The 12,793-nt window shown below is 72.2% G+C and carries 10 protein-coding genes; 6 read left to right on the top strand and 4 right to left on the bottom strand.

The window, feature by feature from the left end; translation table 11 throughout:
* Positions 1 to 345: 345 nt before the first annotated feature.
* Entirely contained in the window at positions 346 to 1,230 is an 885-nt protein-coding gene (locus ACFRMQ_RS28085; RefSeq protein WP_380733455.1) for a metallophosphoesterase family protein, read from the top strand.
* A gap of 171 nt (positions 1,231 to 1,401) precedes the next feature.
* Here the strand turns inward: ACFRMQ_RS28085 and ACFRMQ_RS28080 are convergent, their stop codons facing one another.
* Entirely contained in the window at positions 1,402 to 2,031 is a 630-nt protein-coding gene (locus tag ACFRMQ_RS28080; RefSeq protein WP_380733454.1) for a hypothetical protein, read from the bottom strand.
* Positions 2,032 to 2,621: 590 nt separating this feature from the next.
* Here ACFRMQ_RS28080 and ACFRMQ_RS28075 point away from each other — a divergent pair.
* The 5 genes from ACFRMQ_RS28075 (at position 2,622) to asnB (ending at position 10,162) form a co-directional block, all read left to right on the top strand.
* On the top strand, positions 2,622 to 3,404 hold the full coding sequence (locus ACFRMQ_RS28075) for a phytanoyl-CoA dioxygenase family protein (RefSeq protein WP_380733453.1): 783 nt from the start codon (positions 2,622 to 2,624) through the stop codon (positions 3,402 to 3,404).
* Positions 3,405 to 3,510: 106 nt separating this feature from the next.
* Complete coding sequence (locus ACFRMQ_RS28070; protein WP_380733452.1) at positions 3,511 to 5,505, top strand: NAD-dependent epimerase/dehydratase family protein; 1,995 nt, start codon at positions 3,511 to 3,513, stop codon at positions 5,503 to 5,505.
* Positions 5,498 to 6,883 carry an MFS transporter gene (locus ACFRMQ_RS28065; protein ID WP_380733451.1) on the top strand — a complete coding sequence of 462 codons (1,386 nt, stop codon included), beginning with the start codon at positions 5,498 to 5,500 and terminating at the stop codon, positions 6,881 to 6,883. Before ACFRMQ_RS28070 ends, ACFRMQ_RS28065 begins: the two co-directional genes overlap by 8 nt.
* An 87-nt stretch (positions 6,884 to 6,970) precedes the next feature.
* Positions 6,971 to 8,233, top strand: coding sequence for a nucleotide sugar dehydrogenase (locus ACFRMQ_RS28060; RefSeq protein WP_380733450.1), 1,263 nt, complete (start codon positions 6,971 to 6,973; stop codon positions 8,231 to 8,233).
* Between the two features lie 78 nt (positions 8,234 to 8,311).
* A complete protein-coding gene (asnB, locus tag ACFRMQ_RS28055; protein WP_380733449.1) occupies positions 8,312 to 10,162 on the top strand; it encodes an asparagine synthase (glutamine-hydrolyzing) in 1,851 nt (616 codons plus the stop codon).
* An 83-nt stretch (positions 10,163 to 10,245) separates the two neighbouring features.
* Here the strand turns inward: asnB and ACFRMQ_RS28050 are convergent, their stop codons facing one another.
* The 3 genes from ACFRMQ_RS28050 to ACFRMQ_RS28040 form a co-directional block, all read right to left on the bottom strand.
* Entirely contained in the window at positions 10,246 to 10,569 is a 324-nt protein-coding gene (locus ACFRMQ_RS28050; protein ID WP_380733447.1) for an SHOCT domain-containing protein, read from the bottom strand.
* Positions 10,570 to 10,785: 216 nt separating this feature from the next.
* Positions 10,786 to 11,463 (bottom strand): response regulator, encoded by a 678-nt coding sequence (locus ACFRMQ_RS28045; RefSeq protein ID WP_380733446.1) that lies wholly within the window; start codon positions 11,461 to 11,463, stop codon positions 10,786 to 10,788.
* On the bottom strand, positions 11,460 to 12,764 hold the full coding sequence (locus tag ACFRMQ_RS28040) for a sensor histidine kinase (RefSeq protein ID WP_380733445.1): 1,305 nt from the start codon (positions 12,762 to 12,764) through the stop codon (positions 11,460 to 11,462). Before ACFRMQ_RS28040 ends, ACFRMQ_RS28045 begins: the two co-directional genes overlap by 4 nt.
* Positions 12,765 to 12,793 lie beyond the last annotated feature (29 nt).

Raw genomic sequence — 12,793 nt, 5'->3', positions numbered from 1 at the left:
GCCTCGGCGAGCACGGAGCGGATCATGACGTGCAGGTTCGCCAGGTTCTGATCGGCCCGCAGGTGCAGCCCGGCGTCCAGCAACGCCCGTCGGCTCTGCTGCTTCTGGGTCCACCTGGCCCCCTCCCACGGAGTCCTGATCGACATCAGTTCCCGAAAAAGCCCAACTCCTCTTCCCCACACGGATTCTGGGCACCGCTCCACTTCGCGGACCACGACCGGATCACCGGGCCGACCTCGGACGGCGCACCGACGGGCCGCACGACCGATCCCGTCAACCCTCCCCACTCCCCCGGCCCGCCGCGTAGGGTGGGCCCCATCGGCCGAGCGACCTCAGGGGGCAGGAGTGACTACGGAGAACCGCAGCGACCCACGGTCGGAAAGGCCCGCCCCGACGGGCGGACGGCTGCTGGCCGTGAGCGATCTGCACATCTCCTACCAGGAGAACCGCGACCTGGTGGAGAAGCTCCAGCCCTCCCACCCCGACGACTGGCTGCTCGTCGCCGGCGACGTCGCCGAACACACCACCAGCATCGAATGGGCCCTCGGCCTGCTCGCCGAGCGCTTCGCCCGCGTGGTGTGGGTGCCCGGCAACCACGAGCTGTGGACCCACCCCGAGGATCCGGTGCAGCTGCGCGGGGTGGCCCGCTACGAGCACCTGGTCGAGCGCTGCCGCCGACTCGGCGTGGTGACTCCCGAGGACCCGTACCCGCTCTGGGAGGGGCCCGGCGGACCGGTCCGCATCGCCCCGCTCTTCCTGCTCTACGACTACTCCTTCCGCGCTCCGGGCACGACCACCAAGGAGGCCTCCCTGGCGGCCGCCTACGAGAGCGGCATCGTGTGCGCGGACGAGCGGATGCTCCACCCGGACCCGTTCCCGGACCGCGACTCCTGGTGCCGCGAGCGCGTCCGGCTGACCGAGAAGCGGCTGGCGGCCTGCGACCCGGACGTCCCCCTCGTCCTGGTCAACCACTACCCGCTGGTCCGTCAGCCCACCGACATCCTCTGGTACCCCGAGTTCGCCCAGTGGTGCGGAACCGAGCTGACCGCCGACTGGCACACCCGCTTCAACACCGCCGCGATGATCTACGGTCACCTCCACATCCCGCGCCTGACCACCTACGACGGCGTCCCGTTCACGGAGGTCTCGCTCGGCTACCCGCGCGAGTGGCGCAAGCGCGGCCTGCCGGACCCGCTGCTGCGGGAGGTCTTCCCCCGGGCGACCGCCTGATCCATGGACCCGCCGCCCGTCGGACCGGTGCCGGTCCGGCGGGCTTCGGCCTTCCAACGTCCTTGTGGTGCCAGGGAGTCGGGCGGACGGCGCACCGACGGGGCGCCCATGGGACGGGTGGCACGTCGGTGGCGCTTCGGCGAGGCGGACGGCGCACCGCCGGGCGGGCGCTCAGCTCGGCTCGAACCAGTCGGTCATGGCCCGGTACTCCCGCCCCGGCGCGCCGTCGGCCGCGGCCCAGTCCCCCTGGCCGTGCTCGTGTTCCCAGGCCAGGTGCCGGCCGTGCACCGCGTCCACGAAGTCACCGGCCAGCCGGGCCGCCTCGTAGAGGTCCTGGTCGGTGCTCTGTGAACTGGCGGCGGCGATCTGCCCGCGCACCTCGGCGGAGTGACCGTAGCGGAATCCGCCCGTACCGAGCAGGTGCGGGTCGACGTGCACGGCCTCGCCGTTGTTGCGGCCGAGCCGGCGGTGGGCCGCGGCCTTGGCGGCCGCCTTCGGCAGGAAGGCGTGACCGCCCTCCCCGATGGTGATCACGCCGAGCACCGCCTCCTCGTTGGGGGTCCAGCCGCCCGCGGTGGCGTCCAGGAGGACGAAACCCATCGCCGGACGGGGATAGGTGCCGCGGGGTGCCCGCAGTTCCTCGGTGGTGTGCTGCTTCCAGACGCTCGCCGCACGACGGAGCCCGACCTCCAGCAGCAGGGTGTCCAGTTCCCCGCCGGTGAGCATGTACGCGTAGGGGTTCCTGCGGTGTGCCGCTTGGACCTTCAGGCCTTCGGGCGAGACGGTGCCGACGCCGGTCATGCCAGCCTCCGGGGCGTGTGTGGGGGTGGGAGAGGCCAATGATGTGATCACGGAACGGGCGACGGGCCCGGTGACCGGGATCACGTTTGGCGGCGGGCGGGGGGCCGGCCGCTTCCGCCGGACGGAAGCCCGCTGGTGACGCGGGGCCGCCGCGACTTCCATTAATTTCACGCGAACCTCTGATTGCCCGTGCCCTCGGGAAAGGCGGCGCGAAATCGACGCCCGAGCGGTGCCCATCCGGCCAAATCCGCGCGCGCCGCCGGTTGGGCGGACGAATGCCGGGCCCCCGCCGCCCGGGCGAAGCTTGACAAAGTGGACAGAACCCGACGAATTGGTGGTCTGGACCAATCTCTTGACGATCTTAAAGGCCTCCCATTATGTTTCCGGTGCGACATGTTCCGATTGCTCGCCGGTAGCCGTTGCCCGTAGGTGCGAATGAACACACCCGCACCGCGACGGAGAGCCGGGTTCCTGCGCCTTTTCCTCCGCGCCCAGCGTGTTCCCGCGAGCGGCGCGGCGCTTTCCGATCCGAGCCACCGGCCGCGATTCAGAGATCCGACGACAGCAGCTGAAGGAAAGGCTTCATTGTCATGACAGCGCAAGCCGGAATCTTACGCACCGAGGCGTTCCTGCGGGACGGGTTCGCCCCGGTCGGGACGCTCCTCTCCCCCGACGAGCTCGAGACCCACCGCGAGATCTACGACAAGCTCCTCAGCGGCGAGATCGAGAGCGGCGACAAGCGTTCCGACCTCGCGTCCCACGTCCCGCTCCGGGAGGGCGTCCGCGAGAACATCACGCAGATCATGTGGCCCTCCGCCCTCCACGCCCCACTGCGCGAACTCCCGTTGCAGGAAAGGGCTTTGACAGTGGCCCGCGAGCTCATCGGCGACGACGCCGTCCTGGACTTCGACATGATGATCCACAAGTCCCCGGGCTCCGCGGTGCCGACGCCCTGGCACCAGGACGCGGCCTACTGGATCGACCTGCCGGACACCCGCGCGGTCACCATCTGGGTGGCGCTGGACGAGACGACCCCGGACAACGGCTGCATGTGGTACATCCGCGGATCCCACCAGGAACCGCTGCGGTCCCACCGCCCCACCAGTGACGGCCGGAACATCGAATGCGACTGCTCGGAGAACGAGCCCGGCGCCACCTCGGTGCCATTGTCCGCGGGCGAGGCCGTCGCGCACGCCGGCCAGACCCTGCACTATTCCCGGGGCAACACCTCCGACCGCAATCGACGCGCCTACATCCTCAACTACCGGCCCGCCGAAATGATCAGGCTCGAACGGGAGCAGGGCATGGACCACGGCCTGGAGGACAACGAGCGCAAGGTCCGCAACAGCAATGCGGAAGACGCCGATTCCTGAGTGACCGGCGGGCTCCCGGCCCGTTCCGCGGTACCGCCGGACCTGCCCGGCGCGGACTTCCGTAGTTCCCCCCGAAATGTGCCACCCATTTCTGCGAGGTATTGCCATGGATTCCCAGAACCACACGGCCGCCACCAATGGACCGGTCCGGCTGAGCGGCGCGGTGATGACGCACCCGAAACGCGTCGAGGCGGCCACGCTGATCGCGGAGACGGACACCGCCGGCCGGGTGCGGGTGGTCACGGACCCCGAGCCCGAGGGCCCGCCGACGGCGCTGCGCTCCGCGGCGCTCGCCTGGGACAGCGTGGCACCGGACGCCACCCACCACCTGGTGCTCCAGGACGACGTGGTGCTGGCCGAGGGGTTCTTCGCGTACGCCGAGCAGGTCGCGGCCGCCGTCCCGCACGAGGCGGTGGCCTTCTACGCGGGCTGGGAGGGCCGCACCGGTGCGGCGGTGCGGCTCGCGGCGCTGGCCGGCGAGCAGTGGACGTACGCCATCGAGGAGCACACCCCCTGCCTGGCGCTGATGCTCCCGGCACGGGCGGCCCGCGGCTACACGGGCTTCGCCGCCGAGCGCGGGGTCGGCTGGCCCTACGACGTCGTGATGCAGCGGTACCTGAACTCGCTGGAGATGCCGATCCGGGTGGCCGCGCCCTGCGTCGTGGACCACAGCGAGGTGCCCAGCATCGCCGGCAACAGCACCCACGGCTGGCGGGAGGCGGCCCTGTTCACCAGCCGGGCCGTGGTGCCGTCGACGTTCGACTGCACCCAGTTCGCGGTCGTCCCGTTCTACCAGTACGGCGACGCCCGGACGGCCGTCCGGCACGGCAAGGACGCCGAGTGGGAGTACCTCGAAACCGAACGCCACCTGCGGCGCCTCGGGTTGGCGGAGCAGTCCCGTACGGCCTTCGACGCCGCTCCCCCGTCCTCGCTGTCCGAGCGGATCGCCCGGCCCGTCTGGGAGACGGCGTTCGCGATGGGGGCGGTCGTGGCCTCCGTCACGGCCCGGCCGCCGGCGGAGGAACTGACCCGCGCCGTGATGGACACCCTCGGCCCCGGCGGCCTGTGCGAGGACTACACCGCCGTGGAACTCAGTGAACTCATCGCGCCGGTGAGGGAGTTGGCGCTCGTCGCGTTCGCCGAGGGCCGGCGGGCCGAGCAGGGCCGGCGGGCCGAGGGGACTGTGGGGGCCGAGGGCGCCGAGGGGACCGAGAGCGTCGAGAGGGCCTCGCGGGCCGAGGGGGCGGGCGCGTCTCCGACGAGCCGTCCCACTCGGGCGACGGTGACGGTGACCGGCGGCGACGGCGGCTTCGGGCACCAACTCGCCGGCCTTCTCGGCGACTTGGGCCACGATGCGGTCCACCTTCCGGACGCGTCCGGCGCCGAGCGGCTGGACGACGCCGGCTACCTGGTGCACCTCGGCTCCCCCGACGACGATCCGGACGCCCTGGCGGGAGTGCTGGCGGCGGCCGGCCGGGGCCGGATCGACCGGCTGGTCTACATCGGTTCCGCAGCGGTCTACCGGGGCACCGACGAGCAGTCCGTCACCGAGACCTCGGTGACGGAAGCGCCGAACGATCCGACGGCGATGGCCTGGTGGCACGAGGAGGAGCAGTGCCGCCGCTGGGGCGCGGAGCACGGCGTCGAGGTGCAGGTGCTGCGGTCGGCCGAGCCGGTCGGTCCCGGTGTCCTGGTGGAGGGCTCGGCCGCGAACTGGATGTACCGCGCCTGGACGCGACGCTCGCTGCTGCTGGACCGCGACCGCCGGCACCAGATCGTGGACTACCGCGACCTGGCCTCGGCGATCGACGCCGTCCTCTCCGCGCCGGTCACCCGGCCGGTGTTCAACCTCGCCTCCGAGACCTACACCGAGGAGGAGTTGGCCGAACTGGTCGCGCTCATCGCCCGCCGCACCCTCTGGGAGGATCTCCCCCAACCTGCCGTACGGCAGGGCGTCATGGCCACCCAACTGATCGGGACCGAGTTGCGGTGGCAGCCGTCGGCGCAGTCGCACGAGGCGCTGCGAGCCCTCGCACAGTGGCTGGCCTGCGACACCCATGACGCGATCACCGGTCTTCCACAGTTGGGAAGCAATGTCTGAGCAAGCTTTGAACCGGCCCGCGGACTCCGAGGCCGGGATGTTCTCCCGGGAGTACGCGGCCGCCACGACCACCTTCACCGCGGTGATGTTCCTGACCGGGTTCGCCGCCCTGGCGGTGGTACCCACCCTGCCGACGGCGGCCAAGGATCTGGACGGGGTCTCCCTGTTCCCCGTGGTGGCCGGCTGCTTCGTGGCGGCCAGCCTCCTGGGCGGGGTCCTGGGCGGCCACTGGGCCGACCGCTCCGGGGCCCGCCGGCCGCTGGCTGCGGGCATGGTGCTGTCGGTGGTCACCCTGCTGGTCTCGGCCACCAGCACCTCGATATGGCAGCTCGCCGCAGGACGGTTCGTGGACGGGCTCGCGGCCGGCATGGTCGGGGTGTCCGTCAACACCGCCATCGGCCAGGCGTATCCGGAGCGCTTGCGCCCCCGGATGCTGGCCATGATGAGCACCAGCTGGATCATCCCGTCGCTGGTGGGGCCCCCGCTGGCCGGGCTGGTGTCCGAGTGGTGGTCCTGGCGGGTGGTGTTCTACGGCCTGGCCGTGCTGTCCCTGCTGCCGACGCTCGCGCTGGTGGTCGTGCTGCGCGGCCGCTCCTCGGCTGAGGAGTTCACACCCTCGGACGAGAACCCGTCGCGCCCGCCGCTGCTGATCGCGGCGACGCTCAGCCTCGGCGCGGCCCTCGGACAGTACGGCGTCTCCGGCTGGGACGCCCGCCACCTGGTGTTCGTGGCCATCGGGTTGGGGCTGCTGGTGTTCTTCGCACCGCGGCTGCTGCCGGTGGGCACCTGGCGGGCCACCCGCGGCCTGCCGACCACGGTGCTGCTGCGCGGTCTGGCCTCCGGCACGTACTTCACGGTGGAGGCCTTCCTGCCGCTGATGCTGATCACCGAACGGCACACGGCCGCGGTGGTGGTCGGCGTGTCGTTCACGCTCTCCGCCGTGGTGTGGGCGGGCGCCTCCTGGGTCCAGGGGCGGCTGCTGCAGGACGTGCCCCGGCACCGGATGGTCTCCATCGGCGCGGTGATCATGATGGCGTCGATCGTGCTCGCCGCGGCCGGAGCGTTCGAGGCGGTGCCGACGCTCGCCGCGGCGGCGGCGATGCCCCTGGCGGCCGTCGGCATGGGCCTGCTGGACCCCTGCCTCACCGTGTTGTCGCTCTCGCACAGCCCGGCCGGTCGCCAGGGCTACGCGAGCAGCGCGATGCAGACCAACCAGAACCTCGGCCAGATCACCGTCATGGCCCTCTTCTCCGCCGTGCTCAACACCTTCCTGGGCCTGGGATCGGCCGAACTCACCGGCTACGGCGCGGCCTTCGGGCTGCTGCTCGTCCCGACCCTGTTGATCGCCCTGCTCGCCGTACGCGCCCGCAAGGAGTAGGCGACCCCGCGGAACCAGCGACCGCGCGGACGGCCCGACGGGCTCCCCCACCACCTTGACCGTTTTCCTCATCAGAAAGGGATCATCGTGCGCATTGACCTGGTCGTCATAGGCCTCGGTTACGTCGGACTTCCGCTCGCCCTGGAAGCCAGCCGGTCCGGTCTGGCCGTCTCCGGCCTGGACCTCGACGAACGGACGGTGTCCGGCCTCAACTCCGGCACCTCCCACATCGATGACATCGACGACGCCTCGGTCGCCGGCATGTGCGCGGCGGGCTTCACCGCGACGACCGACGAGCGGGTGATCGCGGACGCCGCCACGGTGGTGATCTGCGTGCCGACCCCGCTGTCCCCGCACGGCGGGCCCGACCTCGCCATGGTGGAGAGCGCCTGCGCCGCGGTGAGCCGGAACCTGCGGCCCGGGACGCTGGTGGTCCTGGAGTCCACCACCTACCCGGGGACCACCGACGAGATCGTCCGCCCGATCCTGGAGCGCTCGGGCCTGACCGCCGGGACCGACTTCCACCTGGCCTTCTCCCCGGAGCGCGTCGACCCCGGCAACAAGCACTACGGGATCAAGAACACTCCGAAGATCGTCGGCGGGTACACCCCCGCCTGCACGGCCGCCGTGGCCGCCTTCTACAGCAAGTTCGTCGACAGCGTCGTCCAGGCCTCCGGCACCCGCGAGGCCGAGATGGCCAAGCTCATCGAGAACACCTACCGACACGTCAACATCGCCCTGGTCAACGAGATGGCGGTGTTCTGCCACGAACTCGGGATCGACCTGTGGGACTCGATCTCGTGCGCGGCCACCAAGCCCTTCGGCTTCCAGGCCTTCCGGCCCGGCCCCGGCGTCGGCGGCCACTGCATCCCCATCGACCCCAACTACCTGGCGCACAAGGTGCGCACCCTGGGATACCCGTTCCGGATGGTCGAGCTCGCCCAGGAGATCAACACCCGGATGCCCCGCTACGTCGTCGAGCGGGCCCAGCACCTGCTCGACCGCGCCGGCAAGACCCTCGGCGGAGCACGGGTGCTGCTGCTCGGTGTCACCTACAAGGCCGACATCGCCGACCAGCGCGAGACCTCCGCCCGGGACGTGGTCAAGCGGCTGCGCGCCCTCGGTGCCGACGTGTCGTTCCACGACCCCTACGTGCCGGAGTGGGAGGTCGGGGGCGTCACGGTGCCCGCCGCCACGGCCGAACTCCCCGAAGCCCTGGCGCAGTCGGACCTGGCGATCCTGTTGCAGCACCACAGCTCCTACGACCTCGACCTGATCGCGCTCCAGGCCCCGCTGCTCCTCGACACCCGGGGCTCCGCCCGCCCCCAGCCCCACGTCGAGCGTCTGTAGGACCCGCCGTGGGACGGCTTCACCCCCTGACTGCCCCACTCGTCCTCTTCCACATTTCCTTCTCCCAGGAGTAACTCCATGTGCGGTATTGCCGGATGGGTCGACTTCTCGTGCGACCTGACCCAGCACCAGGACATCGCACAGGCGATGACGAACACGATGGCCCGGCGCGGGCCGGACGCGGAAGGACTCTGGCTCGGGCGGCACGTCGCGCTGGGGCACCGGCGGCTGTCCGTGATCGACCTCGAAGGCGGCTGCCAGCCCATGGGGGCCGAGGAGGGCCCCGGCGCCCGCGCCGTACTGACCTACAGCGGCGAGACGTACAACTTCCAGGAGCTGCGGAACCAGCTCGCCTCCCTGGGGCACCGGTTCAAGACCCGGAGCGACACCGAGGTGGTGCTCCGCGCCTACCTGGAGTGGGGGCCCGACTTCGCCACCCGGCTGGAGGGGATCTTCGCCTTCGCCGTCTGGGACCTGGACCGGGAGGAGCTGCTCCTGGTCCGGGACCGGATGGGAGTGAAGCCGCTGTACTACGCGACGACCCCCTCCGGGGTGCTCTTCGGCTCCGAGCCGAAGGCCATCCTGGCCCACCCGGGCTTCGAGGCCGCGGTGGACGCCGACGGGCTCCGCGACATCCTGTCGGTCGCCAAGGTGCCGGGACACGCGGTCTTCCGCGGGATGCGGGAGGTCCAGCCCGGCTGCGTCGTGCGGGTGAGCCGCTCCGGCGCGGTCGAGCAGCGCTACTGGCAGCTGCGGGTCGGCGAGCACACCGACTCCCTCGACCGGACCATCGACACCGTGCGCGAGATGCTCGAAACCATCGTCACCGAGCAGATGGTGGCCGACGTGCCGCTGTGCACCCTGCTGTCGGGAGGCCTGGACTCCAGCTCGCTCACCGCGCTCGCGGCCCAGGTGTCCCGCGACCGGGGGCAGGGCCGGGTCCGCTCCTGCTCCGTCACCGACCCGGACCCGGCGGGCGCGGCCGGCGTCCACGGCAGCCAGGCCAACGACGACCAGTTCTACGCCCGGCTGCTGGCGCGGCACGTGGACTCGGAGCACAGCGAACTGCCGCTGAAGGCGCCCGACCTGCTCGACCCGGCGCTGAGGTCCTCCGTGCTGGCCGGCTACGACCTTCCGATCGCCAAGGGCGACGAGCACGCCTCGCTGCACCTGTTGTTCGGCCTGGTGCGCGGGCACTCCACCGTCGCCCTCTCCGGGGAGTGCGGCGACGAGGTCTTCGGCGGGTACCGCTGGCAGCGCGACCCCAACGCGGTCTTCTCCACCACCTTCCCCTGGGTGCACGAGGGCAGGGCCAACTACCAGGGCAACGAGGTGATCTTCGCGCCCGACCTGCTGGCCAAGCTCGACCTCGCGGCGTACGAGCGCGACTGCCACAGCGCCGCGGTGGCCGAGATCTCGGCGGGCGACCACCTCGACGACGCCGCGGAGGCGCGCTACCGGGAGGTCACCTACCTGGCGCTCACCCGCCACGCCCAGGTGCTGTTCGACCGCAAGGACCGGATGAGCATGGCCACCGGGCTGGAGGTCCGGGTGCCCTTCGCCGACCACCGGCTGGTCGAGTACACCTTCAACATCCCGTGGGCCATGAAGAGCTTCGACGGCCGGGAGAAGAGCCTGCTGCGCGCGGCCATGAAGGACCTCCTGCCGGAGGCGGTGGCGCAGCGGGTCAAGACGCCGTACCCGTCCATCCGGGCCGAGGCCTACAACCGGACGTTGCGGGAGCGACTCGCGGACGTCGTCCGCACGGACGACAGCCCGCTCGCCCCGCTGTTCTCGGCGGGGCTCAAGCAGGCGGTCGCCAAGGAGGGGGCCGCGGCGTTGGAGCAGGGCATGAGCCGGGCCGCACTGGAGACGACGCTCCAGCTGGACGACTGGCTGCGGACGTACGACGTGCGGGTGGCCCTCTGAGCCACCGCTCGGACGGCCGGCGCCGTGGAACCTCACGGCGCCGGCGGCCCGGGCACCGACGGATCGGGCGGCGTCCAGGACCGTCACGTGGCACCGCCTCGTCCGACGCCGTCCGGTGGCGGTTCCCTGAGCACGGCCCGCTTGGCGCGGTACTCCTCGGCGTCGATCTCGCCCTCCGCGTAGCGGCGGCCCAGGACGGCCAGCGGGTGCTCCGCCACGCTCGCGGTTCCGCTTCCGCTTCCGCTTCCGGCTCCGGCTCCGGCTCCGGCCACGAACCCGCAGCCGTGTCGCCGCCAGACCGTGCGGCGCAGCAGCGCGATCACCAGGACCACCACGGCGATCCAGACCAGTGGGATCAGCAGGATCCACGGGCCGGGGCCGTGCCAGTCGGCCAGCTGGGTGTACATGGTGGTTCAACTCCTCGGTGGTGGGCCTCCAGAACCTCGGGTGGTTTCCCGAGGTGTCTGAAGCGTCCCGCCCCGGAGCCTCATCACGCGTCCTACCGGCAGCGGCAGTTGGGATACTTCCACGGGAGTACGAACCACCCGCGACACGCAGCGCCGGAAGCAGCCACCGAAGCAGGCGTCGGAAACAGGCACCGGAAACCGGCACCAAGGGCTCCCTCAGCCCAGCCAGCCCGGCCGCACCAGCCCCGACTCGTAGGCCAGCACCACCAATTGCGCCCGGTCCCGCGCGCCGAGCTTCACCATCGCCCGGCTGACGTGGGTCTTCGCCGTCAGCGGGCTGACCACCAGCCGCCGGGCGATCTCCTCGTTGGACAGCCCCATCCCGACCAGCGCCAGGACCTCGCGCTCCCGCTCGGTCAGCATCGAGACGTCCGAGGGCGCCGCCGCCCCGGCCTCGGGCGCCTTCGACCGGGCGGCGAACTCGCCGATCAGCCGCCGGGTGACCCCCGGCGACAGCAGCGCGTCCCCGGCGACCGCGACCCGGACCGCCCGGAGCAGGTCGGCCGGCTCGGTGTCCTTGACCAGGAAGCCCGAAGCTCCCGAGCGCAGCGCCTCGAAGACGTACTCGTCCAGCTCGAAGGTGGTCAGCACGACCACCCGCACGGAGGACAGCGCCGGGTCCTCGGCGATCCTCCTGGTCGCCTCCAGGCCGTCCATCCGCGGCATCCGGACGTCCATCAGCACGACGTCCGGCACGAGTTCGCGGGCGAGCCGCAGGGCGGCCTCGCCGTCGTCCGCCTCGCCGACCACCGCGAGGTCGTCCTCTATGTCCAACAGGGCCCGGAAGCCCGCCCGGACCAGCAGTTGGTCATCCGCCAGCAGTACCCGAATCAATCGCTCTCCGCCTTCGGTGTCGGCAGCTCCGCCCGGACCCGGAAGCCACCGTCCGGCAGCGGCCCCGCCGTGATGGTGCCACCGAACGCCGCCGCCCGTTCCCGCATCCCGACCAGCCCGCTGCCCGACCCGCCCGCGTCACCGAGCACCGCCGGCCCCGGGTCCTCCACCCGGACCACCAGCCGGGCCCGGTCCGTCCAGTCCAGCACCACGACCGCCTGCCGGGCCGCCGAGTGCCGGACCACGTTGGTGAGCGCCTCCTGGACGATCCGGAAGGCGGTGAGGTCGACGGCGGCGGACAGCGCGCGCCGCTCGCCGCGCTCCAGCACCTCCGCCTCCAGGCCCACCCGGTCCGCCTGCTCGGTGAGTTCGTCCAGCCGGTCCAGCCCCGGGGCCGGCCCGCGCGGCGCCGCGCCGGGCCCGCGCAGCGTGGCGAGCACCTGGCGGACCTCGCCGAGCGCCTCCTTGCTGGTCGACTTGATGGTGACCAGGGCGCTGCGGGCCTCCTCCGGCCGCCGGTCCAGCAGCGCGAGCGCGGCTCCCGCCTGGACGTTGATCAGCGACAGGCTGTGCGCCAGGATGTCGTGCAGTTCCCGGGCCATCCTGAGCCGTTCCTCGTTGGCCCGGCGCTCCTCCGACTGCTGCCGGTAGGCCCGGTGGGCGGCGATCCGCTCGCGCCGGAACCGCACCAGTTCTCCCCCCGCCATCACCAGCAGCAGCCAGGCCAGCAGCCCGAGCTCCGCCGGCCAGACGCTGCCGGACGGCGGGGCCGCGCGCTGCCAGCTCGCCGGCAGCGCGAAGGTGTCCAGCAGGTGCACCAGGTAGACCCCGCCCGCGCCGGCCCAGGCCGTCCTGCGGCGACCGGAGCCGATCGCCGCGCAGCAGGCGATCAGCCAGCTCGCGAAGGACGGCCCGTACGGGTACCCGGCGGCCAGGTACCCGGCGGTGACCACCGAGGTGCCGGCCACCACCGCGACCGGCCGGCGGCGGCGCAGCACCAGCAGGGCCGGCCCGAGCAGCAGCAGGAGGTAGCCGAAGGCGTCCAGCGGGACCCGCCCGTGCTGGTCGTGCCCGGCGAAGGTGGAGCCGACCACCTGGACCAACGCGACCGCCGCCGCCAGCCCCAGCGGGTAGCCCGCCCCGGCCGCGCGCGCCCACGGGGACCGCCACGGCTCGGGCGGCTCCTCGGGCGATCGGCCGGCCGGCGGCCCCGGCGGCTCCTCCGGCGGCCGGCCGGGCGGTCGGCCCGACGGCCGGTCCGCCGGGGGCGGCTCGGCCGGCGGGTACGTGGGCGGCATCATGCCCACAAGCTAGACCCGCGCCCCGCCCC

This window comes from Kitasatospora sp. NPDC056783, assembly GCF_042789895.1.
GTDB lineage: Bacteria > Actinomycetota > Actinomycetes > Streptomycetales > Streptomycetaceae > Kitasatospora.
The sequence above is the reverse complement of the archived record's forward strand: the minus strand, read 5'-3'. Positions and strand labels throughout refer to the sequence as shown.

Coding starts and splice junctions, on each gene's coding strand:
- ACFRMQ_RS28065 (WP_380733451.1), top strand. CDS start 5,498: ATGTCTGAGCAAGCTTTGAACCGGCCCGCGGACTCCGAGGCCGGGATG.
- ACFRMQ_RS28080 (WP_380733454.1), bottom strand. CDS start 2,031: ATGACCGGCGTCGGCACCGTCTCGCCCGAAGGCCTGAAGGTCCAAGCG.
- ACFRMQ_RS28075 (WP_380733453.1), top strand. CDS start 2,622: ATGACAGCGCAAGCCGGAATCTTACGCACCGAGGCGTTCCTGCGGGAC.
- ACFRMQ_RS28070 (WP_380733452.1), top strand. CDS start 3,511: ATGGATTCCCAGAACCACACGGCCGCCACCAATGGACCGGTCCGGCTG.
- ACFRMQ_RS28050 (WP_380733447.1), bottom strand. CDS start 10,569: ATGTACACCCAGCTGGCCGACTGGCACGGCCCCGGCCCGTGGATCCTG.
- ACFRMQ_RS28040 (WP_380733445.1), bottom strand. CDS start 12,764: ATGATGCCGCCCACGTACCCGCCGGCCGAGCCGCCCCCGGCGGACCGG.
- asnB (WP_380733449.1), top strand. CDS start 8,312: ATGTGCGGTATTGCCGGATGGGTCGACTTCTCGTGCGACCTGACCCAG.